This is a genomic window from Maridesulfovibrio salinus (genome assembly GCF_055394525.1).
On record NZ_AP042461.1, the window covers coordinates 3275381 to 3301296 of the forward strand.

Sequence of the window (25916 nt, forward strand, 5' to 3'; positions counted from 1 at the left end):
TGCACATATGTCAAAGATCATTCAAACCGCAGGCCGAAAAAGCAATTTCGTCTCAATATGAACTTATCCTGCTGACAGAAGTGATTCAGCCATATTGATGCCTGAATTCTTTACGGACTGGCCGATGGACGACCTTGCATCACTTTCCCTTTTATCAATCTCATTCTGGTTCAGGGTGGTCGAACTCTGAGCGTTCCAGAGAGACATTCTTCCCTGATCCTCATGCCTTCCGGCATCTATGTCGGCCTGATACTTGACCAGCTCCATGTCATATTCGGCCTGTTTGATCAGATCCTCTTCTGCGGCCACCACCGAACCGGAATCAAGCCTTACCCCACGGTATCCGCCGACTGAATGGTTGCGGCGGTACATCTCCCTGCGAAGCGCGGCAAGCCTGATGTCCGCCTGTTTCTTGACTATCTCAGCTTCCTTGCGGCTGACATTGTGACCGTAAATACCCTGCTGCATGGTCCGGTAGTTGCGGAGTTCAGCCATCTGCGAATTATACTGCGTCTCTCCCAGAGCCTTGCTGTTACCCAGAACGGATTTACCGAAACTGGACATCATACCAAAAGCGTCACTGGCGGTGAAATCTCCACCCCCGCCTCCTGCACCGCCGCCACCGGAGACCGCGGAAGCTCCACCGCTAGCGGCCCCGTTCAGGGCATCGCCCGCAACACTGCCCATGCTCACCGGCTGACCGGAAAACACATTTCCGGCCACTCCCACCGCGACATTGGTTGCCGCGCTGATTGCCATTGTTGTCATTACTCCTGTTGCCATTTATCAATTCTCCATTATTCTTTGCTGTTGATTCTTCGCACCGCCCGGTAATAAAGATCCCGCCCCAGCCGGACAGGTTCCGGTGCGAACTCGAAACCGCACCAGCAATGCCAGTTGATGCTTATTTCATTTTCCGCGCAGACCCATGTATCCAGCAGTGGAAACACTTTCTGGATCATATCCAGAAGCACCCGGGAAGCTCTGGTGAACGGCAGGGGACAACGCTCCACCGCGGACGTTCCCACAAGCCATGGGGTACCACGTCCCTCCCCTCTGGGGATTACACCGAAAACGGCATGCACCACTCCTCCGAGATAAAGCCCGTAAACCATTCGGGAATGTTCCACATCTTCAAGGATAACTTCCTTGAGCGGCCTGCCCGGATGCAGCCCCTCCATGTCATTCCTGTCCGAAGGACGCACCATAGCCGCCACAAACTCCAGATCATCCATGGTGGGTATGCCCAGAGTGACCTTTGTTTTTCTGCCCATCCTGCTCATGAGTAGACCGAAACCTCAGGGATAAGGGCCAGTACCGTCATGGGCAGGGGCTGATCCTGGCGGATATAGATCTGTCCGTCACGGTCGTAACCTCGGTTGAACTTGACCTCATAATCGCCGCTGTAAAGGGACGGGGCTCCGCCTACCTTATCCGCCGATGTCCTGAACGGAGCACGCTCAAGGTGCTCGCTGTCATAACCGACCTGAAGCCCCAGAGACTGGAACAGCCGGACCGTCACATGCGAAATGCGTTTTTTGCGTCCCTGCGCCGTGCCGCCGTTCATGGAGCTGCCCTCAAGACGCAGGGTCTGCATATTTGATGTGTAGGGCAGCCCCGCATGAACGACCTTTGCCGGAGCAGCAAGGGAGATGCTCCCGCCGACAACCGGAACATCAGGACGGACCGCACCGTCAGCCAGAACAGAGACTGTTTTCCCCTCAAGATGGTCAAGCCCGGTGAATACGGTATCCGCAATCTCCTGATCATAGGTCAGGCCGGAATCCACAAAAAAGGCATCACGGCTGTCCTCTCCGACGAACTGATTCTCCATGCGTTCCACATAACAGCGGGTTATGCCGTCCACCTCACGCTCCACCACCGCCCAGACCTCTTCCTGAGTGGGTCCGGGAATCGTGCAGACCGAGCGGAACCGCCCATCAGTGCCATGCCTGTGGAACCCAACGACTTCATGTTCGCGCTGGTAGGTAAGCCCGATAAGCATGCCGTCATCCCTGATCATCCAGATGATGGAATCCGGGGACTGCTGGTAGGCCCATTCGGTTATGGAATTGGAGCGGGTCAGATGTTCCGCGAGTATGGTCAGGTCAGGGGCGATATAACCGTCAGCTTCAAACGAATAGGAAAGCTCACGGACAGTGCGCCCTTCACGCTGCAGGAAAATCATTATCCCGCCGACCACCACAGGGGGTATGGAAGATGAACCGTGGGTGGTTTCACGGCGCACCATGACCGAGTTCGGCGTGACCATATCCGCGCTGCTGCCCCCGCCGAGCCACCATTCTCCGCCGGAAGTACCCATGATCAGCTTCTTGGAACTGACCATCCAGCGGATGGCGTTAACCTGATCCGCCGAAAGGGTATAAGTGCAGGCATCATCATCCACCAGCGGATCGGAAATGCCGAAATCCTCGTATGAACCGCTCTTGCTCATCCAGACGGTCTGCGGCTTCTGCGGGCTGGCGGCAAAGCACAGCCGCTCTTCAAAGAACGTCACACAGGAGGGATAGCCCTTTTCACTGTTCCATTCCGCAGGCGGTGAGGTGAAAGGTACGATCTCCATTTTCCAGTCCACATGCGAACTGCGTGACAACTTGTAGGGCTGCACTTCGGGGTGAACCAGATACATCACATCCGCGGACTGGGTGTAACGAAGTCCCGCCAGATCGGCTTCGGTATAAGGGCTTGAAATCTCCACCGGACGCCCTTCTTCATCCACCACCATACCACCGTTTTTGAATATGCGGATATTCCTGTCCGTAAAGGCCAGCACGTAGGCCTGCTCGGTGGAGAATTCAAAGGGTATTAGCCGGGTTTTCGGTCCGGTTTCACGCACGATAAATCCCTCGACCGCACCTGTGAAATCTGTGTCCGCGGTCATTTCAACCGCAGATGAAGCTCCGCAGACCGAACGGAAAGTGTAGCTTCCGTCAGCTGTGACCGGGATACTCAAGGCCCCTCCTCCCGCGCAGACGGTCAACTCACCCGCTACACAGCCCGAGACGGTGAAGGCGATCTCATACAACTTACCCTCCGCCAGTCCGATGTCACGGCTGAGAACCGATGGCGCGCTCTGGCTTCCGTCACTTGCGGCCCTGCCTTCGGAGACAGTCCAGCCCGGGCCTGCCGTCCAGTCTGTATCAGCGTCAAAAGCTCCCTCCGGCACGAGGTTGCGGCCCAGAGATTCACAGATGAAACGGAATCCCGGACGCCTTGAAGCCCCGCCGTGCGGATGGGTGAACATATTTTCCAGCAGGGACAGCCCGTTGGTATATTTGGCGAGGTCTACACGCCCGCCCAGCCGGGGAGAAAGCTCACCCGCACTGAAGTTGGTCATTATAAGTGAAACGGACATGTTTATGCCCTCCACAGCGGTGAATCAATGCCGTGAAGGCCTCGGGCCTCCAGCCACGGATCATTGAGGATTTCATCCTCACGCCCTTCAGCGGAATCCGCCAGACGTGCCGACTGCATCGCATTTAGGTAGAGGGTCCACATCTCACGGGCCTTACTGGTGGAACCGGTGATATCGTCAGCCATCTCAGCGGCCAGACGGGCCGAGACGGCCATGACAAAGGAAGGATCAAAAAGCACCGGATTGGTGACTTTCATGGTGTAGACAGCTGATGCGCCGTCCCGGTTGGTGAGGATTTTGTCGCCCTCCACCACGAACTCGTCTTCTGCCGAATTGAGCTGTCGCAGATGAAGGCAGTCCACCGGAAGCTGATACTGGAAGGAATAACCGAAAGCCGGAGCATCGGCGAGCTTTGCCAGCCGCACACGGGCCGCGGCAAAGTTCCATGGATGCTCACGAAGGACCGCGTCACGGACCTGTTCATAAAAGAGATTGCAGGTAACAGCCTCCTGTGAGCTGTCACTGAGCGATTCAATGAGCCTTGCCCCGAGCTTGCGCAGAGCGAGGTTGCAGATCTTGATTTCTGATACTGCCATAAATTTCTCCTGTTTCTTTTTGCACTTGCGAACCATTTCACCAGTGCTCAAAGAACAGGATACCCCCCGCGGGCGGACATATTTAACCCAACTCAGGTCCGCCCTGCGAAGTTTTTAAAATTTATGTCATATCAGCTAACGTCCTGATCGCAAGGATATCAGCGGCATTCAGAATATTCACCTTTCAAAAAATCCTTGAACATCTTCTCATACTCCCCGGATTTCCTGACCTGATGTAATCCTTCATTGAACTTTCTCTGCAGAAAAGCGGAATCAGGATGATGAAGTGGAAACCCGAGAACCCCCTGCTGCTTGAACATGAACCTTTTATCAAAGTAGACCTTCGTGATCTGTTCCGGGAAATGCTTTTCCAGTATGATGGTTCCCACATTCTTGTTGATCAGAACAGCGTCTATTCTGGCCTTCAGCAGCTTGGCTATGTTCAAGCGGTCGTTCTTGGCATATTCATATTTCACATCCCCGGCATCTACCAGTTTCATGAATTCTTCCGGCTGGGAGTAGTCCACTGTGAGTCCAACTGTCATGCCCCTGAAGGATTTTTTCAGATTCCCGCCTTTCAATGAAGTGTTTCTTCGCAGCATGAAATGTATTTTTTCATAGGTAATCAGTTCACTGACCAGAAAACTCTTTCTTCTCTGCTCAGTATTATAAACGTAGGAAACAGCGGGCACAGCGCCGCTTGAAGCAAGCTTGAAAGCCCTTGCCCAGGGGTAATACTCAAAACGGACATTCATCCCCACCCGCTCGAAAGAACGCTTGACCACATGGTTTATGAAACCGTGATGGGGCAGACAACTTCCACAGAAAGGCGGATATTCCCCTGTTGAGATTACAACAGTTCCCGCCATTGATTCCGCGCTGCTGAATAAAAACAGGCAGATAACTAAAAATAAATACCGAAACCTCATACCCCGTTCCCTCTATTAAAGACTGATACCCGGTCATGTGCCGAACTGCTCAGGCAGATAAAAGCCCGCTGTATCCACTATAACATAATAGAGGGATTAAATAAACCACGAGGGGAAATTGTATGGGAATTTGAACAGAGCTCCGAAGTAAACATACAGCCGTTATTGTACTGTACAGTGAAACGGAACTCTTCAAATCTAAATTATTAGACTAGGGCATATGCGTTAATAATCTGTTTTAAGTCGGACATGATATTCTTTCAGTTTTGGTGCAGGATTATTTTTATCCAGCAGATTGAAATTTTCAAGGGTATCTTCCAGAAGCTGTCCTTCAAGTTTTGAAATTCTTTTTGAACCGGCGTGAAGGTCTGTATCCGCTGCCTCGATTCTGCCGTGAACCGACTTGTGGATATCTGTTTGCTGAAAGCCTTTTTTCTGCGTTCCGTGCACATCAGTTGTTATGGAGTCCGGACCATTGTGATTAAGATTCGCGTTCTCGGATATTTTTATGGTCGCTGAATTTTTCTCCTGCCCATTTTCATAACTAATGTCAGTATGTGAGGCACTTTTTATAGTTGCCGGCACATCCGATTCCGTCAGGCCGTGGCCTGTCCAGAATTCAAGGCCATGCTTAAGGGGATTCTTGCGGGCTTTTTCAGTATCTTCCTGTTTGGCGACTATTTTGCCGTCTTTATAAATAGTGTTGGACCATTGCATATCATAAGGCCGGTCCGCTACGTTATCTTTTTCAACCATCGATGCAGTTTTGTAATCACCTTTTGAAGTATGCTTCTTTATATTATCAACAAAAAAGGAAGAACGGGCGGAACTGTCCATTAACGGATCTGCCAAAAGCTGCGATGCGGACTTCGGGGTATCTCCACGGGTGTAATCCTCTTGAGAAATTCCCAGCACCTCGAGAATATTCGGCCTCTTCGGGAGCTTGGATGATTCTGTTTCCTCAACCTTGACCGAACTGTGCTCATTCTTGACCAATTCACCATCGTTATACCAGGACACATCCATTCCCTGTCTTAAAATCCCTCCAGTCGAATCGATGGAATCCGAGAAAGACTCATTCCAACGGGCCTGCCGCTGAATATTTCCATCAAGATCATAATCCACGGTGACTAATTCAAGGGAAGAACTCTGGGATAACTCTCTGGTCGTTTTGCCGTCCATACCATCCACTTTCAGATACGATCTGTTGCTCTGATTAACAAATTGTCCCTTCTGTTCAATATGAACTTCCTTGGATTTCTTGCCGTTATTGTATTCAACAATGGCAGCTTCATACTTGGTGCGATTTAAATCATGAGTCTGTTTTGCGAGTAATGAATTAAAATCATCCGTAATTTTTTGCGCTCCATACGACATCATAGAGTCTATATCAACAGATCTGGATTTGAGCAGCATGGAATCTTCCATGGTCCGCTTCACCTTGCCGTCATCAAACCACTGCGCAAATCTAGAAACTCTGGCGGAGCTGTTATCGCCTGTAGTGAGCCCCGTGAAACTTGTTGTGATCTCCTGAATTACTTTATTATTTTTGTTGAATATCTGAGTATTAAGAACCGCACCCTCATCAGTCAGGTTACCTTCTACTTTTCTCACGAGTTTGTTTTTATCATCGTATTCTTCAATAATGAGATTTGAATCTTTTATGGTCACCAGCTGATGGTTGCCATTATCAAGCTTAAAGCTTCCGTCCCCGAATCCAAAAGCAGCCCAGGAGTGGTCCTCTTCTGTCGGTTCTCTGGATTTCTCATTCAAGATAATCTCAGCTTCCTTGGAGAGGTCTATAATATCCTTTTTTCTTTGAACTTTATCATTTGAATCCTGACCAGCAGAAGAAGTCGCATCAATCGGCTCTCGCGAAACATATATATTTTTGAATCCTGAAAATGATATGGCGTCTGTCATTGTGCTCTCCAACAACATAATTAAAGTAAACTAATTATAAGCCATATCGTCACATCATTAACAAAACTTTATATTTTAAACCAAAATAAATAATAGCAATATACTATCGCACAACAAACAACCCATCACTCATTATGATGATTCGTGTTTGAGTCAGAAGGACGAACCTCTCTGGGGTTAACCGATACAGAACAGGGGAAGACATAAACCTTGAATCCGATCTGTTTGGCCTGTTCGGTCACATCGATTAAATTTCCGTCTTCGATTGCTTGTTTTCTGGTATAGGAAAAGATTACGCTCCACAGTGAATCGTCAAGTCCATGCATCAGTAAATCTCCTTCAATTTCATATTGTTGAATAATCATGAAAATTGAAGGTTATCCTGATTGGTTTGATTTGGTCACTGGGGTGGGTTGATTTTTTTGGTGATTCTGTGGATCGGATGTGTGGTGTGGTTTGTGGTGAACTCTTCGGTTGACCGAAGGTGACGGTGACGTATCCTGATACATACAACTTATATTTTGACGATCTTAATCAGTTAATGATATATGCTATACCGAATTTAAATTTCACCAAATACGAATCACAGTCGGAGCAATTTGTGCCTTTTCTATACCACCAATACTTTCCACATTGCATCACTGAATTATTTTCTAAAATCACATCGTCGTCTGAGCACCAATCAGAAATCAGGGATGATAATTCCTACAAACATGGACCAATCCAATCTTTAGCTGAAGATAAACTTGAGCGTGAAAATTTCGTAAAAAATTTAGCACATGGCTTACTCAATTGGGGAAGTCAAAATGAAACTTTCATTGTAGCACTTACTGGAAAATGGGGAGAAGGCAAGACATCAGTGATAAACTTGGTAAAACAAGAACTTGAATCCAAGGACAAATTAATATTTGAATTTAACCCTGCATCTTTTGCAGAAACTAACAAAATTCAAGATACTTTTTTTGAAGAACTTGCAAAATTATTCAAAGTAAAAACATCTGGCAACTACAAAAAAACAGCAAAGAAAATTAAACTATATAAAAATTTAATTGGCGGAACGATAAAAACAAAAAATGAAATCCAAACTTTTAGCAATATACTCCTTGGACTCGGAACACTATGTGCCATGTACCCGAGTTTCAGCAACAGCCTAAATTACATAAAAATAAACTTGTTAGTTGAAATTGCTCCATATTTTGCAATTGGACTAATATCAATACCTATCCTAGGAGTTCTAGCCAATCCGGTCTTAAGTTATTTTAATTTTCTATCAGAAACAAAATCAACTTCAGATATAAAAAACGAAATTCAAAACATACTGCAAAAAGAAGAAAAAAAACTTATTATTATAATAGACGATATTGATAGACTCACGAAATCTGAAGTTAGAAATTTGTTACTCATGATAAAAATTAATGCTGATTTCTGTAACACTAATTACTTACTATCATTTGACAGGGCAATTCTCGAAAACTTACTTTCCAAAGACCCAGAGGTAAGCTCAAGTAATTTTTTAAGTAAAATAGTTCAACACTCAATAGAGTTGCCAAAATCAAATAAGATTAACATAAATAATTATGCTGAAAAAATTATTAAACTAGCAATTGAACAGCATGTGAGCAGCAATGATCGGCTAGGATTCGATGAAAAAAGATTTCGGGGCATCATTGAAAAGGGGTTTCTAGCGCCATTTGAAACTATCAGAGATGTAAAAAGATACTGCAACTTAATAAGAACAATTATACCGTTACACATTCATGATGGATATTTAGAATGTGACCTTATAGATGTTCTATGCATAGAGTGGATAAAATATTTTGAGCCTCAACTACATGATGAGATATATAGACTACAAGGAAAAATCAAGCTAGATGATTTATACCCCTATAAAAATTCTAATTATGCACATATATTTCAAAGGATAGTGAAGTCACTGTTGCCCGCTGGCCCTAATTCTTCACCAAGTGCATGCATATCTAGCAGCCAATCATTCGACAAGTATTTTATTTTAAATATAAACCAAAACCTTCCTGAATACAAAAAAAGCAAACTTTTGTATGCACAAGACGCTGAGTCTATAATTGATATTTATAATGAACTCACGACAGAACACCCAAAATTGTTAGTAATTGATACATTTGGAGATATCCTTAAACATATTGACGAACATGAAAAGTTTTGTGGTTACTTGTCTTTTTTAATTCATCTTGAGTTTCATGAGACCAATAAACATATCAAATCGAGGTTAGAGCGAGTACTATATTACTATATTGAGGATAAAAACTTCACAATCGAAACACTAACATGTTTTAATGAAGATTATCATAACATAATTGTTCTAGCTCATGCATTACACACTCTAACGACAACGAAACAAGAGGACTATGAAAGAATAGAAAAAAGTAATGCAAAAAAATTATTACATAAAATTGAAAATAATTTTTCTAATATTGATAGCATAAGTGCATACAAAACAGTAGCAACATGCATTATTCTTTATAAAAACCATACTATACAAAACTTTACAAATAATATATCAAGAAATCACTGTAACTTACATGTTTTTTTAATGACAGCAAACGGTTTTTTTGGAAATCAAGAATACAATTATCCCCATGATCTCCAACTTAAAATTTTAAGACAGCTCTTTAACATAAATACGCTTGAGCAAACAATTAATAATCACTTACTGGATACTCCAGATATGGATGCCACAAGAAGAGATTTTTTTACTAATTATATGCAAAACATCACACAGTTATCAAATCAAAACAGCTCAAAGTAAATACACACTATAACAACAATCACAACACTACTCATCCACCCTGGTTGGCACCAAAGCTTGGCAGCACACCAAAAAAAACGCAAATAAACGCAAAAAAGGGCTAACCCAGAAAATGAGTTAAACCTTTAATATTGTACTACTTTTGTACTAGATGGTGACCCCGGCAGGATTGATTCGCCCTGTCCTAGGGCTCACCCCTCGGGGCGTTGGTGAAGAATCTCAGGATGAAGCTTCATAATAAAATAAGCTACAAGAACTAAGCGTTGCGCAATTCTTCTATCAATCTCTGTAGCTCACCCGCTTGCTTTGCCAAATCTGTTATTGCCTCTGTTGCCTCGCTCATTGTAGCACTTGTCTCAGAGGAAATCTGATTTATTTGTCCAGTGTGCCTTGCTATTTCTTCAGCAGTGGCAGCCTGCTCTTCAGAAGCGGTAGCAATTGCACTCACCTGATCTGAGGTGCCTTCAGCAAGTCTTAGTATTCCTTCAAGAGCGACTCCTGACTTTTGAGCAAGGTCAGTACTCTTATTAACAACATCTACAACCATCTCCATATTTTCTATACTACTCTTAGTCCCACCTTGAATTGCTGAGACGGATTGCCCGACCTCAGTAGTAGCCTGCATAGTTTTCTCTGCCAACTTACGAACTTCATCAGCGACAACAGCAAACCCGCGGCCGGCTTCTCCAGCTCTAGCAGCTTCAATAGCAGCATTCAAAGCGAGTAAATTAGTTTGATCTGCAATATCCGTAATCACGTTCATGATTTGACCAATGCCTTGAGCCTGTTCTCCTAACTCATTAACATTCTGCTGCATCCCTTCCACTCGTTTACTAATTTCTGCAATAGATTTAACCACATTATCAACTACTTCAGCACCTTCTTCCGCATTGGAACGTGTGGTATCAGCATTGGATGCGGCATCACCGGCATTACGAGCGACCTCAAGAACAGTAGTATTCATTTCTTCCATTGCTGTTGCAGTCTCAGCCGCAAGTTCTCGCTGAGTATCTGCCCCCTGACTAGCTCCTTCAACTTGGCTGGAAAGTTCTTCAGAGGCAGAAGTAATATTTTCGACAATACTCCCTAATTTATCCGCAGCCATGAGCATACCATCCTTCAATGCCCGTTCTGCTTTACGTTTCATCTCGTTTGCTTCAGTAATATCCTGAACAATCTCAATATGACCTACGTTATTTCCTTCTTTATCAGTCAAATATGCGGTATTAACTTGAAAATCCATATTAAGCCCAGGTTGAGTAAAAAAGGATACATCCTCTCCTCGTCTCAAGCATTCAACTCCGCATCGTTCTGTCTTGCAAATATCTGCTCCCCAGTTACTGCATTGCTTACCAAGAACCTCTTCTCGAGTAGCAGAAGTTATATCTTCTGCTGCTTTATTTATAAATGTCCAATTCATATCCATGTCAGTAACCGAAATAGCCCACGGGATTGCATCAAGCATACTTTCGTACCAATAAATTTTGTCCATTACCTTATCCAAAGCAAGGTTCAAATTAGCACCCAGACCACCAATCCCATCACTAGAATCAACATCAAGACGGGCTTCCAAATCCCCCTGCTTTACGAGATTAACAACCTCTTCAATTTCAGCCAACGGACTAATCAGCATCTTAATCTGCAAAAAATAAAAAAACAGAGAAATAACACTTGCACCGAGAACAACAGGCCAAATTATATTTTTATCACCTAAATGACCTAGTAAACCAAGTCCTACAAAAAGAAATATAGTTACAATAGTTAAAACCAAAAATTTGATTTTTAAGCTCAGTTTACCAGAAGATCTCATTACCGCCACCTCACATTCATAAAAACGTTTATCACAACAGACAAAACCCACACACTTACATTCTGAATTAGCCATTAAAGCCTACCACATTCAATTATATGTGATAAACCTCTAAACTATTTTACTTATTTTTGCCTGTATTTACAGAATAACACATTAATCATAACAAATATGCGCTAAAAAAGACAATATAATTTTCTTTAAACTTAGCTCTACACTACTCATCAAGTTCAGCAATAGATCTCGTACTCCGCTACGGGATCTATTGCTTGGTTTACCACTCCACCGAGATCTTAGGTAAACCAAGCTCACCACCTCAGACGAAATTAAAATCATAAAATAAAATCTAATAGCATTGGCATTAAGTGTCACACTTCTGGCTAACACTCCCCCAAAAACAAAAAGGGTTAACCCAGAAAATAAGTTAACCCTTTAATATTGTACTACTTTTGTACTAGATGGTGACCCCGGCAGGATTGATTCGCCCTGTCCTAGGGCTCACCCCTTCGGGGAGTTGTTGAAGAACCAATGTCCAAATCCACTGTCCTGCGGATTAGTAGAAGATTAACCCGAATCCCATATGATGATGGCTATGCCCCCATCGTTTCGGAATACCCCTCCACGCGGTTACGGCCATTCTCTTTGGCGGCATAAAGCGCCAGATCCGCATGCTTGAGCAGGATATCCACGTCAGCACTGGAATCATCGAGCACGGCAACCCCGAGACTGACTGTGAAATCAACTCGTTCCCCGCTGGCAAGCTCAACAAATGCTTCATCTAAGGCCACACGCAACCGCTCCGCCACAGCCATGGCACCATCAAGGTCGGTTTCGGGAAGCCCGACCGCGAATTCCTCTCCGCCGAGCCGTCCAAGAATATCAACATCACGCAAAACATTGCCGGAGGTGGACGCTATGGCCTTAAGCACCATATCTCCTACATCGTGACCGTAGGTGTCATTAACCACTTTGAACTTGTCCGCATCGAACATGATAAGCGAGAACGGTCTGGTGTAACGTATACTCCGGTCTATTTCGCGTTTGGCCAGTTCAATGAAGTAGCGACGGTTGTGGAGCTTTGTCATATCATCCGTAGTGGCCATAAGCTGTAACTGCTTTTCTTTCTCTCTGGACTCGGTGACGTCCCAGTTCACTCCAATTAAAAATTCATCGTTGTCATTCTCATCTTTCTCAATAAGTGCCGCAGCCTTGATGTAACGCACCGCTCCGCCCGGCAATATCGCACGAAATTCCGACTCCCAAAAACCGGTAAAATCCATCGCCTTCTTCAGGGACTTTTCTACCTCCTGCAGATCCTCAGGATGCACCCGGCTCTGCCAGGCCTCATAAATACCGTCAAAGCTACCGGATTCCAGATTGTAAATCCTGAACATCTGGTCATCCCATGTCAGCACATTGGTCTTTAAATTCCATTCCCAAACACCGATTCCACCTGCTTTTGAGGCAAGGGTCAGACGGTTGGCATAGTTTCGAAGCTCCTGCTCAAGACGTTTACGTTCTGTAATGTCACGTAAGTTCCCCACTGCCAGATAGGCGTCGCCAAGCTTGAAAGAAGTGACAGACCTTTCCACAACAAATACTTCGCCATTTCTTCGGATCGCAGGCATTTCCTTAACCTGCCCAAGGACCTCCCCCTGCCCGGTTTGGGCAAATTCTTTCATGCCGCGAATTATTTTTTCATGGTACTCTTCCGGGGTAATCAAAGGATGGAGTTTTTGGCCGATTACCTCTTCCGCTTTCCAGCCAAACATTTCTTCGGCTGCGGAATTCCAGAACGAAATGATGTCGTCAACGTCTACAACAATGACCGCATCACTAGAGGCTTCGGACATAGCCCTCATTTTCTCTTCACTGGACCGTAGCTCCTCTTCAGCCAATACACGTTCCGTAACATCAAGAACGGTTCCCATAGCAAGTGTCGGTGTTTTCCTGCCGAGAAGGCAAACGGTCTCACCCCGTTCTTGAACATGGCGGACTTCACCGTCAGGGCGTATTATCCGATGATCCACGTCATAACCGGAACATGTTTCAGTAGACGTATGAAACAGATCAAGAACCTCTTGCCTGTCTTCCGGGTGAACCATCTTGAGAAAATTATCAAGCGAAGGAATGAACTCTTCCTTATCTACACCAAAAATACGGTAGGTCTCATCCGACCACCATACTTCTCCGCTTAAGTGGTTAAGCTGCCAACTGCCGAGGTGGGCTATGGATTGGGCATGATTCAAATTTTTCTGAACTTCCTGAATTGCTGAATCCCGCTTTACCGAACGGTACACGCCAAAACAGGATGCAGCCAAAAGCAGCCCCAAAAGGGAGTGGACGACAAATACCATGGGAGGAGAGCTTGTCCATCCGCCATGTGGCATGGCGGCAATAATCCAGTTTCCAGACGGTAATGTGACTGGCATACGCACCACGCCTTCAGTTGTGAAAAGCTGCGGATCGCCGTAAAAGACACCTCCTTCCTTACCCAGACCATCAACTCCGCGAATTGCGATATCCAGATCGAAATCGCCTATCCCCACAACTTCAAAAAGCTTTTCAATATCAATAACCGAAGAGACAATACCCCAGAATTCTGACTCTGTGTCATTTTGCACAAAAACTGGAGCGCGACCGATCAGCCCTGTACCGCCCTGTAGCAGCTTCAAGGGCCCCGCAATAACCATTTCATTGGATTCCCTAGCCTTCAGGACCTGACCCCACTGCTTCGGCAACTCTCTGTAGTTAATACCGATAATCGCCTCGTTTCCTTCAATCGGATATACAAAGCGCATCACGAAATCAGGAGCAGCACCGAGATTCTTAAGGAGGTTGTCTCCAGACAGCACCTCCCTGGCGTACCGGGCAAATCGCTCCTGAGACATATCAGGAGAAACTGCAATATAATTGGCAGTCCCTTCAACAAGGAGCAGGTTCTTTGTGACTTCCTTTTCCAGACGTGCCCTGAGAGCGGCGAGTCGCAGGGAAACGTCCACCCTGCTGTCACTCAACTCTTCCCTTGAAAGCTGGCCTATCAGAAAAATATCCAAAGCCAGAATAAAAATGAAAATGATTGCGATTCGGGGCAGCACTTTTTTAATCAACAGACACTCCATTAAACTGCCCTGGACTTTGGGCATTCTGCTTAAGAATCTTCGACTTCTTTCGTAATCAATAGTCTTTTATTGCCAGCATTAGAGCCCGAGGGCTTTTTCTGTTTTCCGGCAATCCAGTACCTAAGAAGTGATGAGTTTTTTGAATTATTTAAACTCATTTACTCATATATTTAAAAAACAATCAAATGCTGGCAGTAAAAAACACAGCGCTATGACTTTATCGACTTTTAAGAATTTAATTATAATTTTAATTTGTTTTAACAGATATCATTACACTTTATAATCTAAGAAAAATTGCCACACAAAGTAAAAAGGCTTTATTTTAAAATGCCGTAGCCAGCATGAAGCACAGTGCTGCATATAGTTTATTTTAAAATATCATAATAACTATTCTTAATTAAAGCCTCTTCCTTGCTCATTGGCTTATCAAAAAGGAAACCCTGACCATATTTACACCCCAGTTCCCGTAGCCGAATCAACTGCTCAACAGTCTCTATACCTTCAGCAACAACGTTCATGCCCAGTGAATCTGCAAGAGTTATAATTGTTTTGACTATAGCCATTTTATCGTCATCATTTTCCATTCCATCAACAAATGAGCGGTCAATCTTCAAATTATCAGCCGGTATTTTCCGTAGATAACTCAGGGATGAGTACCCTGTCCCAAAGTCATCAATCTGGAGATGTAGGTTCTCCTTTTTCAGACTATGCAATAAACGCAGAGATGCTTCTGCGTCTTCCATTACTCCACTTTCCGTAATTTCCACTTTCAGCAAAAATGGATCAAGATCATAAGCTTTAATTGTATCTGTTACACGTGCCGCAAAATCGGTCTGCCTTAATTGGTGTACCGAGACATTGAAACTGATGAAAAGCGGGATTGAAGAATCGCGGGCAGCCCACTCCTTGGCTTGTCTACAGGCCATTTCTATTACTTTATCCCCAAGAGGAAGAATCAATCCACTTTCTTCCGCAACCGGAATAAATATCTCCGGCATTATCAATCCTTCATCAGGATGCTGCCAGCGCAACAAGGCTTCATATCCCTTTACCCGCAGGGAACTCATATCCACTATCGGCTGAAAAAGCAGATAAAATTCGTTATTAGCTATCCCCTTACGTATATCTCCTGTCAATTTGAAATACCGGGCAGCCTTATCATGCATTTTTTCATCAAAGATACGGACAGAATTTTTCCCCTGTGCTTTGGCTTCATACATTGCGGTATCGGCATCTCGAAGCATTTTAAGGGCTGAGTCATTTGGATCTTGATTAAATGCAATGCCTATTGAGTTGGATACATAAATTTCAATCTTGCCTATTTTGAAAGGCAGTTCCATTGCTTGCTGAATCTTTTCGGATAGAGCGACAGCCTCTGTTTCTGATCCCCGAAAAATGATTGCAAATTCATCGCCTCCCAAACGCACAGTTTCTGTGTCTAAAGGCATTAAGGAGATCAGACGATTTGCAAAATTTTGGAGCAACAAATCTCCAAAAGAGTGACCAAGACTATCGTTAACCAATTTAAAATTATCTAAATCAATAAAAAGCAAGGCAATCTGTCGCTTGGTGTCAGATGTATTGTTCAGTATTTCAGTTAGGTATTTAAGCAGGTGTGCTCTATTACCAAGCCCTGTAAGCTCATCATGGTAAGCCTGGTATTCAAGTTGCTCCTGCTGTTTTTTTCGTTCGGTTATGTCAGTTAAGACAGAAAGCAAACGCAGAGTATTGCCGTTTACATCCATAACAATGTCACTTGTCTGAAGTATCCACCTGTATTGTCCGTCAGGCAGTATTATGCGGAATTCCGTGGAGGGGCATTGATTGTTATCCATGCAGAACAGGCTGCCTCTGCGCGCGGTTGAAACATCATCAGGATGAACTTTCTCGAAGAGGATATCCAGATTATCCAATGGCCGATCCTTATCCAGAACAAGCATGTCCCGGGCGTTCTCCGACCAGCGGGTAAATATCTGCCGCCCTTTATGGTCAATTTTGATTTCGAAGCTGCAGACACTACCTGCCTGTTGAGACAGACTTAACAATCTGTTGTATTGAAAACGTTCATCAAGCCCTTGATGCAGGGCTTCCAGTAGATCTGCTTTTGTTACGGGCTTAAGCAGGAATCTAAAAATCCGGCCTGAATTTATTGCGCTTATGCTGGCCTCCAGACTTGCATGCCCCGTCAGCATTATTCTGCATATATCAGGATAAAGACGCTTAACCTCTGTAAGCAGGTCGCTCCCGCGCATGCCGGGCATTCTTTCATCGCTGACTATAATATCCACCGGTGTGGATTCGAGTGTTTTCAAGGCTGCAGCAGCGGAATCGGCAGTCAGCACTTTGAATGGTTCGCCCATAAGAAGCCGTTTAAGGGTACTTAAAATCCTTTTTTCGTCATCTACAAACAAAACGGTGCTAATATTCACGGAAGAGTCGTCCATAGTATTCCCCTACAAATTTTGAACCTTGGAAATCAGCCGGCATTTAAACTCATTTGTACCCATTAATCTTCCGGTTCTGACTCAATCGGAAAGCGTAAAGTGAAAGTGGTCCCTTCTCCAGCAACGGTCTTGAAACTGACATTTCCACCATGCTTTTGCATTATAGAATGTACAATCCCCAATCCCTGGCCGGTTCCTTTACCCACTTCTTTAGTTGTAAAAAACGGATCGAAAATTCTGTGCTGTATGTTGGCAGGAATTCCTTTCCCTGAGTCACTGATACTGATTTCAGCAAATTTTCCTTTCTTGTGCGTCTTAATTGTCAAACTCTTTTTCTGTCCTTTTACAGCTGCATCTGCGTTTGCGTGTGCCGCGTTGACCAGCACATTCAATATGGCCTGATTAAAACTTCCGGGCATGCATGAAATTGTTGTAAGCTCCGGTTCAAAATCCGTTTTAATCTCGGAACAGTATTTCCATTCATTACGTGAAACCGTGATTATATTTTCAATTGTTTCTTCAAGCTTGATGGTCTGTTCTGTCTCTGAGCCGGGATGTGAAAATTTCCTCATCGCTTTAACAATTGAACTGACCTGATCTACTCCGAACAATGTTTCCTTGAAGGCTTCAGGAACGTCTGTATGAAGAAATTCAAGATCATTATCGGTTTTGGATTTTTCCCATTCCGTTAGGATGGACGGGTCAATATCCAGCTCCATATTTCTGAAGAAATCATCACAGAAAAACAGAAGTTTCATCACCTTGGCAAAAGATTCTTGAAGGTAAGCAAGATTGCCTGCAACATATTGCACTGGAGTATTTATTTCATGGGCAAGTCCCGCTGCGAGCTGCCCTATTGATTCCAGTTTTTGCGCATACGCCAGTTGGTGTTCAAGGTCTTCCTGTTCAGTTACATCGAACAAGACAGCTACAACCTGTTTTTGACCACGGACTGTTACCGGGATAAAACTTTCTTCCAGCGGGATTCGTTTCCCCTCACAATTTCTAATACTGCTGCGCTCTCTAAAGACGTAGTTTTGGACTATTTCTTCATCTACGCCACACTTTGGGCAGTTTGAATTACACTGCAGAACCTTGGCGCAGGATTGACCAACCACCTGCTCTTTCTTCCTGCCGACAATTCTTAAGAATTCATCGTTTACATCAGCAACAGATTTCTTTTGAAAATCTATAATCAAAATTGCCGCTTTAATGCCATGCAACACATCCCTAAGAAATTTCTCCTGCTCCTCAATATATATAGCGGCTTGTTTTTGTTCAGTAATGTCCGTCATAGCTCCCAGTATGGCAACGGGATTACCGGATTCATCTTTTTCCCAGGTCATACTGTCGTATACCCAGTGAGTATTGCCGTTTCGATCCTGGATTCTGTACTCTAACTTTGCATCTTTAACTTCTTTTGCAGCCTTAAAAAAGGAATCAAGAACCTGATCTTTGTCATCCGGGTGTATCGTTTCTTCCCAGATTCTTGGTTGTTTGAGCCTTTCTTCCGGAGTATATCCATATATATCTTCAACCGCTTTGTTCACATAATTGACAGCTAAAGTTTCACAATCAGCCCTATAGATAAGTTCTTTAAGGTTTTCGGTTATTACTCTGAATTTTGTTTCGGAGACTTTGAGAGCATCCTCTGCCTTTCTTCTCCTGCTTATGTCCCGGATAGAGGCAACCGCATGTGGACGGCCTTCTATTGAGGTCAGGGATAACGCAATATCTACCGGAATTTCTTTTCCGTCTTTGGACTGAATACTTATATTCTTATTCCATAATGGTGAATGAAGCCCTGGTGATTTAAAATAGGCCTTACATTTGTCTGCATGATCTTTTTTGTAAGGCTCCGGGACCAGTACATTTACATCCTCTCCTACAAGGAACTCCCTTGAGTATCCGAACATTTCAACTGTCGCAGAATTAACCATTAAAATCCGGGCTTCTTCATTAACAACTACCAAAGAGTCAGAAATAGCTTCCAGAATATTATAAAGTTTTTTTTCACTGCTCCGGATTCTCAATTCAGCCTGTTTTATATCAGTGATGTCCTGGAACGCTCCCCGAATGGAGACAACTTTTCCTTCCTCGACCCGGGGTTTGCAGATGGTCCTGATCCATTTTTTTTGCCCAGTCGCGGTGACCATTTCCAATTCTAGATCATATGGAGTTCCGTTTTCCATTGCCTCCTTCAGTGCCGCGTCAATTTTCTCTCTGTTTTCTTCATGAAAAAAAGAGATCCCCAACTCTGCTGTTGCAGGGGTATCAGGGTCAATCTCGTGGATTCTGGCAACCTCGCGAGTCCATGCGCCGTTGCCGGTTACGGGGTCGAACTCCCAGCCGCCGACTTTTGCCAGCTGTCCCATTTCTTCAAGGAGGAAAGCCTGCGATTTCATCTCCTGCTCGATTTTCTTCCGCCGGGTGATGTCTCGGGTAATGGCTGAAGCCCCGATTATGTGTCCCTTATGATTTCTTATAGGTGAAATGCTGGTCGAAACATTGATCCGCTTACCTTCTTTACTCATGCGGATAGTTTCATACTGCTGAATATGCTCTCCCTGAGCGATACGATTCAAAATTTTCCCTTTGTCCTTAGATATCTCAGGCGGAACCAGAATCTGTACAGACTTGCCGACTATTTCGTCATGGGTATATCCGAAAATTCTTTCCGCTCCGGCATTCCAGTCTGTAATTGTTCCATCAAGAGTGGCTCCCAGGATCGCGTCATCTGAAGATTCGACTATTGCCGCCAGGCGGGATTGTTCAATTTGCAGACGATGGTTTTTTGCTATCGCATTATCGACCTGAGTCCGCACCTGCTCAGCAGACACAGGTTTACAGATCAGTTCTGTCATACTGTCTCTGCTGATTATCTCATTAATTTCTACCGTGTCGCTTTCAATTACAAGCACGGGAACATTGGCTAACTTTTTTTCTGTCCGAAGCGAATCAATGAGTGATTCTCTTTCATAAGAACAGTTGTAATTAATTATAATCAGTGCAGGGTCCAATTTGTGCAAGCTACGTAAAGCATGTTCACAACTGGTGGGTTGAAAAATTCTATAGTTGTCTACAAGGGCTGAAAAAATTATTCTTTCTATTTCCGGATTGCTGCTGAAAAGTAAGACAAGAGGAGAATAATTTTCTTCTTTTACATTGCAAGAGGGACTATTCGGGGATTTTGAGTTGCTGCCAGTGAGTTTTTTCCCGGCCTGAACATACGCTGTAACATCTTCAGCCTTAAAGACCAGACAGGACAGTTCTCCATTTTCAGTCAGGACAGGGTAATTGGAATAGCTGATATACTGCTCTTTGGTTTCATCCTCACTCTCAGGTTGACAGGGAGTCACATTTTTCCTGAGTTGCATCATGTCTGGGACCAATTTAGTCGCAACCTTTTTCAACGATTTTTCCAAAGATACCTTGTAATCATCCTCATCTTTTTCCTGAAAAGGAGGAGGAATCAGAAAAATTTTACTTTTGAGAATATCCGGAGCTCTGCCTACCTTCGCATAAAAATCGTCACTTGCGTATATAATTCTGTATTGCTTATCCAATATAGCAAATATACTGGAGATAGTTGTATTAGCTCCATGCAAATCATTAGAATTCACCACAGCATCCCCACTATGTTTAGCAAAACCGGTTAGCGCATCTTTGCCCCTTTCAGACATTTTCCAACCCTCTGATTATTATCTCGGGACTCCCCGCAGCCTAATTCAAATATCATACAAGGGGTAAGGTCATAGTTACAGTTGTTCCCACTCCTTCCTCGGAGTCTAGCACAATGCTGCCATTATGGATATTCACAATAACATTATAGGCAATAGCCAAGCCTTGACCTGTACCTTTTCCGATTTTTTTGGTTGTAAAAAAAGGATCAAAGGCCTTTTGCTTCACATGCTCCGGCATCCCGCATCCTGTATCTTTTATCTTAATTATGATCGCGTCCCCCTCAATATAACTTTTCACCAGAATTTTTCCTTTGATGGATGAATCTTTGCAGCTGCTTTGTTCTATTGCGTGAGCACTGTTAACAATCAGATTCAGAATGACCTGCCCCATTTCTCCTTTTAGACAATACAGTGGGGGCAATTTATCATCTAACTCCATTTCTACCTCTGCTACATATTTCCATTCATTTGTTGAAACAGTAACAGCATCATATATGATTCCGTTTAAGTCATGATAACTCTTCTGCATTTCTCCCGGATGGGCCAACTGCTTGACCGACTTCACTATCTCAGCGATTCTTCTTAATCCCTCAGTGGATTCTTTTATAGCATCGGGGATGTCTTCGTTAAGGAATATGAGGTTTTCTTCATCCATCATATCAGCAACAACAGGTTCAACTTTCTCCCATGAGCAATTTTCTGCACCCATATTTCTGATCGTATTTAGCTTATCGAGGTTTTCAAGTATTTCCGGGAAATTGTCCTCCAGAAACTTGACATTGGTTGTTACATATTGCGTAGGGGTGTTTATCTCGTGAGCAATTCCCGCAGCCAGTTCACCTATTGATTCCAATTTCTGGGCCTGGCGCAGTTGAGCTTCAATTATCAGTTGCTGACTGATATCCCTTGCAACGGAGACAAAGTTCACTATCTTACCACTCTCATCACGTACAGGAGCTATTGTTGTTTCCTGAGTACACCTTTTACCCTCTTTACTTTTGTTTACGATTCTACCCTTCCATATGCTTCCTCGATTTATGGACGCCCATATTTCTGAATAAAAGGAATCATCATGTTCCCCACTTTCCAAGAAGCCGGGAGTGTTTCCTATTGCTTCCTTTGCAGAATACCCATTGATTTGTTCAAACGCGGGATTAACATAGATTATAACTCCGGAAGTATTTGTTATCATGATTGATTCCGCAACCTGATCAATCACGGCCGTAAGACGTTTGTGCTCAAATTCAGCGGCTTTAAGAGCGCTTATGTCCGTCAGTGATATCACATAACCGGACGCTTCTTCATCTGCATTATCCAGCTCGACAATCTGTCCCAGCAGCCAGAGGTAATTTTCATCGTCTTTCTTAACTCTGAATTCAATATTGTCTTTTTCATTTAGGTCAGAATTGAACCATTTCTGAAATATAATCAGCTTATCTTTCAGGCCCAGTGAATGAGTCCAACCATGTTTTTTCATTTGTTCGAGAGTCAGGTTACACATGTGTACTGCCTGAATATTCGCGTACTGAACTTTGCCGTAACTATCGGTTATAATGATACCAACAGGAGAAGCTTTTGATATCCCTTGTAATCTCTGCTCACTTTTAGCCAGTTGGCGCTCAACAGTTTTGCGCGGAGTTATATCTTCAAGAGTACCTATTACATCGAAAGGAGGAGACATGGATATAACCGGACTGAAGATAGCCCTCAGAAATAGTTCCCTGCCGCTTGTTATGGAGGTATAACTATCTTCAAAAATAGAATTCTGTCCCATCATTGCAGTTTCGATTGCTCCACGCATTTGGCTGTCAGTTATGTTCTCTTTGCTAATCCCGATTAATTGATCTTTACTTGAACCGAGAATGTTACCCAAATTATCATTACAGTCGAAAATTTGCCCTGCTTTATTGAAGTAAACAATTCCCAGCGGTGCATTTTCAAAAATACTTTTATAGCGAGCCTCGCTGTTCTTCAATTTTTCAAGAGCTTTATACTTCGAGGTTATATCGTTTCCCACACAGAGAAGCTCCTCACACTTTCCATTGGAATTAACGGAAACCGTTGTCCGCCATGCAATCCAGAGAATATCACCATTCTTCTTTGTGTAGGGGCGTTCATGAGGACCAACTCCTTTTCCCAAATAATCAATGACCTCATTACACTTAGCCTGCTCAGTATATGTATCTCCCGACAGAATCATCAAAAGAGGCATTCCAACCAAACTGTCATGGTCCAGCTCAAAAAAATCGACTGCAAAACTGTTCGCGAAAGAAATAACCCCTTTGTTGTCAATTTTGAGAATCAATGAGCTGACATTTTCTACCAGATACTGATATTCGGATTCTTTTTGATTGGTAGGTCTGCAGAAAAGATGACAGCATTTCCGGGCGAAATATGCTCCTGCAAACACTGAAAATAAGCATATAACTCCCAGTACAAAATTGACGGTCATCACTAAAACGGAACAAACTATAAGGATCGCCAGTATAACAGAATTAGCAGTAATCATGTTTCGTATATGCATACTTCTCCCACCCTCGAGTTTATATGTAAAAAGAAGGTACTTTCATAATAAGGGACTCATATGATAAAATAAACTATATCATGCTACTTTTTTTTTATGAAACGTCCAATGACTTTGTTGACAGCTGTACGGACAAGAATTTAAACACAAAATAAAACAATGACATTTATTGCTCAGATTTAATCAAAACAAGCGCGGATGGAAATCAGGGAAGATGCACAAAAAAATACGGATCATATTTGTAGACGATGAGCCCAACGTGCTTGGAGCAATCAGGCGCATGCTTCGTTACAAGAGGAATGAATGGGACCTCGCTTTTGCACAATCAGGCGCAGAAGCTCTTGATTTGTTTTCCGAGGAACCTTTTGACGTGATTGTTTCCGATATTAGAATGCCTGAGATGGACGGACCTGAACTGCTGAACCGGATAAAAGCTGAATATCATAATACAATCCGTATAGCATTATCTGGCCAGGTGGGACTTGAAGAGGTAATACAGAGTTTTCGGTCTGTTCATCAGTATATATCCAAGCCTTGTGATGCTGAAGTGTTGGTCCATAAAATCGAAGGAGCCCTTAAGGCACGCAGCATCTTGAATGATCCAGTAATGCAGGAACTTGTCACAGAGGTGGAAAGTCTGCCTGTACTGCCTCATGTATTTAAATCAATCAAAGAAGAGCTGGATTCTCAAGAGCCATCAATACATAAAATTGCAAAGCTGATATCTATGGATATCGGTCTTGTCGCCAAAATTATCAAACTTATCAATTCTCCATATTTTGGTCTTCCCTCGCAGGTGGAATCCATTCTGCAGGCTATAACCCTGCTCGGACTTGAAACAATCAGTGCCTTAGTAGTCGGAACTCATCTGTTTTCAATATACGACTCCGAGTCTATGCCGGGATTCTCTTTGAATATGCTTTGGGAGCATAGCTTCAGAGTTTCAAATATAGCCAGGATTATAGCGCAATACGAACAGCTCGACAGAGAAACAGTCATCCAGGTTCGTATGACGGGTTTACTGCACGACGTTGGTAAACTGGTATTGGCGCACTCTTTTCCCGTCAGATATCATGAAGTATTAAAAATAGTGTCCGAAAGTAAATGTCCTGTTCGAGAAGCCGAATTCAGTGTTTTTAGAACAACTCATGCCCAGATTGGTGCCTATCTTATGGGGTTATGGGGAATGTCAGGTGAAATTGTTTATGGAATAGGACACCATCATTCATATAATAAATTTGATATGAGCATTTCAATGCTGGTCTCAATTGCTAATATGATTGATCACCAATGCATAATTATTAATGAAGACTATCACAGAATTGTGGTAGATAAAAATATGCTCCATGGGCCCGGAGGCGAAAAACTAGAAGAATGGATCGCACATATTGCAGAAAATTGGGACGGAATTGTTGAATTTAATGTGCTGGACCGAGAAATGATTAATCTTCTGAGAGAATAGGATACCCCATGAAACACCGAATTCTATTAGTTGATGATGAGCCGAACATTCTGTCTTCTTTGAAAAGACAGTTACGTGCTTACTACGATGTTCATACTGCAAATGATCCTGAAAAAGCTCTTGTGGACTTAAAAAACGGAAAACCCTTTTCCGTGGTCATTTCTGACTTTAGAATGCCCCAGATGAATGGAATAGAATTCCTCAAAGAAGTGAAATCACGCAGCCCGGAATCGACCCGCATGATTCTTACTGGGTATGCCGACCTGGATAACGCCATTATGGCTGTGAATGATGGACATGTATTCAGATTCCTGACTAAGCCATGCGAGAAAGAGACTCTGCTTCAAAATATTCGTGAAGCCGCTAAACAGTATGAGTTGATTACGAGTAAAAGGATTCTGCTGGAGCAGACCCTGAAAGGCAGTGTTGAATTGCTGACCGAATTAACCTCGCTGGTGAACCCCCAAGCCGGTGAACGTATCAGCAGAGTCCGCAGGTATGTAAAATATCTGGCCCAAAAAAAGGAAATCAAGGCTCTCTGGCGGCTTGATATAGCCGCAATGCTTTCCCAGCTCGGACTTTTAATACTTCCTCCGGGAACTATGGAAGCGTACATTGCGGGAAAAGAGCTTACGGCAGAACAGACAGAACTATTCGCTATGCATCCTGTAGTCGCCAAGGATCTGGTTGCAAAGCTGCCCAGAATGCAGAGTATCGCCGAGATGATCTCCTATCAATTAAAAGGGTTTGACGGATCCGGCACTCCCAGAGATGGAATTGAAGGCGAAAATATTCCACTTGGAGGAAGAATTTTACGGATCGCGCTTGATTATGACCTTTATCTCAATCTTTATGAAAATCAGCGTATTGCATTTGGAAAACTTGAAGAACAAGCTCAGGTATATGATCCTGAGCTGTTATACTATCTGGAAGGTATGCTTGGAGTTGAAGCCCGTTATGAAGTAAAGTCGCTAACTCTCAAGGAGTTGCATCCCGGAATGATTCTATATGAAGATATTCTTTCAGACAAAGGCGCTATGCTTTTAAGAAAAAGCCTTGAATTGGATAAGGGCAAGATTGACCGTATCCATATGTTTGCCCATAAAGTCGGGGTTACTGAGCCCATCAAGGTTCTTGTTACTGATTAATGTATTAAGTGTGGAGACCATATGTGAGGCGAACATAGGCTGTTTCAACTGACAGCCTGTGATCATGACTGAAATGCGCACTTCATCTTCACAATCCGCCGACTATTAACTTTG

General features: G+C 43.7%; 15 protein-coding genes and 1 pseudogene. 3 read left to right on the forward strand and 13 right to left on the reverse strand.

Going from position 1 to position 25916, the window contains the following annotated elements; genetic code table 11:
* Positions 1–63: 63 nt before the first annotated feature.
* The 7 genes from ACZ5PW_RS14870 to ACZ5PW_RS14900 all read right to left on the reverse strand — a co-directional run bounded on the left by ACZ5PW_RS14870 (position 64) and on the right by ACZ5PW_RS14900 (position 7150).
* Positions 64–783 (reverse strand): hypothetical protein, encoded by a 720-nt coding sequence (locus tag ACZ5PW_RS14870; protein WP_464555109.1) that lies wholly within the window; start codon positions 781–783, stop codon positions 64–66.
* A 14-nt stretch (positions 784–797) separates the two neighbouring features.
* Positions 798–1274, reverse strand: a complete 477-nt coding sequence (locus ACZ5PW_RS14875; RefSeq protein WP_464555112.1) for a hypothetical protein — start codon at positions 1272–1274, stop codon at positions 798–800.
* A gap of 5 nt (positions 1275–1279) precedes the next feature.
* Entirely contained in the window at positions 1280–3376 is a 2097-nt protein-coding gene (locus tag ACZ5PW_RS14880) for a phage tail protein (protein WP_464555113.1), read from the reverse strand.
* 2 nt (positions 3377–3378) lie between these two features.
* A complete protein-coding gene (locus ACZ5PW_RS14885) occupies positions 3379–3972 on the reverse strand; it encodes a phage connector family protein (protein ID WP_464555114.1) in 594 nt (197 codons plus the stop codon).
* A 158-nt stretch (positions 3973–4130) separates the two neighbouring features.
* Positions 4131–4841, reverse strand: coding sequence for a substrate-binding periplasmic protein (locus ACZ5PW_RS14890; protein ID WP_464555116.1), 711 nt, complete (start codon positions 4839–4841; stop codon positions 4131–4133).
* Positions 4842–5126: 285 nt separating this feature from the next.
* Positions 5127–6824 carry a hypothetical protein gene (locus ACZ5PW_RS14895; RefSeq protein ID WP_464555118.1) on the reverse strand — a complete coding sequence of 566 codons (1698 nt, stop codon included), beginning with the start codon at positions 6822–6824 and terminating at the stop codon, positions 5127–5129.
* A 125-nt stretch (positions 6825–6949) separates the two neighbouring features.
* Positions 6950–7150, reverse strand: a complete 201-nt coding sequence (locus ACZ5PW_RS14900) for a hypothetical protein (protein WP_464555120.1) — start codon at positions 7148–7150, stop codon at positions 6950–6952.
* Between the two features lie 275 nt (positions 7151–7425).
* Between ACZ5PW_RS14900 and ACZ5PW_RS14905 the strand changes: the two genes are divergently transcribed.
* Entirely contained in the window at positions 7426–9609 is a 2184-nt protein-coding gene (locus ACZ5PW_RS14905) for a KAP family P-loop NTPase fold protein (protein WP_464555123.1), read from the forward strand.
* Positions 9610–9865: 256 nt separating this feature from the next.
* On the opposite strand, the gene ACZ5PW_RS14910 is transcribed toward ACZ5PW_RS14905, so the two are convergent.
* From ACZ5PW_RS14910 to ACZ5PW_RS14935, 6 genes and pseudogenes are all read right to left on the reverse strand, one after another.
* Positions 9866–11494: a methyl-accepting chemotaxis protein gene (locus ACZ5PW_RS14910; RefSeq protein WP_464555125.1), complete on the reverse strand. Its 1629-nt coding sequence runs from the start codon at positions 11492–11494 to the stop codon at positions 9866–9868.
* A gap of 515 nt (positions 11495–12009) precedes the next feature.
* The gene (locus ACZ5PW_RS14915) at positions 12010–14529 is read right to left on the reverse strand and encodes a diguanylate cyclase (RefSeq protein WP_464555128.1); all 2520 of its coding nucleotides are present in this window, start codon (positions 14527–14529) and stop codon (positions 12010–12012) included.
* A 377-nt stretch (positions 14530–14906) separates the two neighbouring features.
* A complete protein-coding gene (locus ACZ5PW_RS14920; RefSeq protein WP_464560431.1) occupies positions 14907–16481 on the reverse strand; it encodes a bifunctional diguanylate cyclase/phosphodiesterase in 1575 nt (524 codons plus the stop codon).
* A 201-nt stretch (positions 16482–16682) separates the two neighbouring features.
* A pseudogene (locus ACZ5PW_RS14925) lies at positions 16683–16985 on the reverse strand (response regulator); the annotation flags it as partial.
* Between the two features lie 62 nt (positions 16986–17047).
* Positions 17048–20608, reverse strand: a complete 3561-nt coding sequence (locus ACZ5PW_RS14930) for a PAS domain S-box protein (RefSeq protein ID WP_464555129.1) — start codon at positions 20606–20608, stop codon at positions 17048–17050.
* Between the two features lie 112 nt (positions 20609–20720).
* Positions 20721–23192, reverse strand: coding sequence for a PAS domain S-box protein (locus ACZ5PW_RS14935; protein WP_464555132.1), 2472 nt, complete (start codon positions 23190–23192; stop codon positions 20721–20723).
* 280 nt (positions 23193–23472) lie between these two features.
* Here ACZ5PW_RS14935 and ACZ5PW_RS14940 point away from each other — a divergent pair, with 280 nt between their 5' ends.
* Both ACZ5PW_RS14940 and ACZ5PW_RS14945 read left to right on the forward strand, forming a co-directional pair.
* Complete coding sequence (locus tag ACZ5PW_RS14940) at positions 23473–24654, forward strand: HDOD domain-containing protein (RefSeq protein ID WP_464555134.1); 1182 nt, start codon at positions 23473–23475, stop codon at positions 24652–24654.
* A gap of 8 nt (positions 24655–24662) precedes the next feature.
* On the forward strand, positions 24663–25802 hold the full coding sequence (locus ACZ5PW_RS14945; protein ID WP_464555136.1) for an HD domain-containing phosphohydrolase: 1140 nt from the start codon (positions 24663–24665) through the stop codon (positions 25800–25802).
* The last annotated feature ends 114 nt before the right edge of the window (positions 25803–25916 follow it).

Bases quoted from the DNA above. Each gene is read 5' to 3' on its own strand.
- ACZ5PW_RS14870 (WP_464555109.1), bottom strand. From the start codon at position 783: ATGGCAACAGGAGTAATGACAACAATGGCAATCAGCGCGGCAACCAAT.
- ACZ5PW_RS14875 (WP_464555112.1), bottom strand. From the start codon at position 1,274: ATGGGCAGAAAAACAAAGGTCACTCTGGGCATACCCACCATGGATGAT.
- ACZ5PW_RS14880 (WP_464555113.1), bottom strand. From the start codon at position 3,376: ATGTCCGTTTCACTTATAATGACCAACTTCAGTGCGGGTGAGCTTTCT.
- ACZ5PW_RS14885 (WP_464555114.1), bottom strand. From the start codon at position 3,972: ATGGCAGTATCAGAAATCAAGATCTGCAACCTCGCTCTGCGCAAGCTC.
- ACZ5PW_RS14890 (WP_464555116.1), bottom strand. From the start codon at position 4,841: ATGGCGGGAACTGTTGTAATCTCAACAGGGGAATATCCGCCTTTCTGT.
- ACZ5PW_RS14895 (WP_464555118.1), bottom strand. From the start codon at position 6,824: ATGACAGACGCCATATCATTTTCAGGATTCAAAAATATATATGTTTCG.
- ACZ5PW_RS14900 (WP_464555120.1), bottom strand. From the start codon at position 7,150: ATGCATGGACTTGACGATTCACTGTGGAGCGTAATCTTTTCCTATACC.
- ACZ5PW_RS14910 (WP_464555125.1), bottom strand. From the start codon at position 11,494: ATGGCTAATTCAGAATGTAAGTGTGTGGGTTTTGTCTGTTGTGATAAA.
- ACZ5PW_RS14920 (WP_464560431.1), bottom strand. From the start codon at position 16,481: ATGCTTGTTCTGGATAAGGATCGGCCATTGGATAATCTGGATATCCTC.
- ACZ5PW_RS14935 (WP_464555132.1), bottom strand. From the start codon at position 23,192: ATGCATATACGAAACATGATTACTGCTAATTCTGTTATACTGGCGATC.
- ACZ5PW_RS14940 (WP_464555134.1), top strand. From the start codon at position 23,473: ATGCTTCGTTACAAGAGGAATGAATGGGACCTCGCTTTTGCACAATCA.
- ACZ5PW_RS14945 (WP_464555136.1), top strand. From the start codon at position 24,663: ATGAAACACCGAATTCTATTAGTTGATGATGAGCCGAACATTCTGTCT.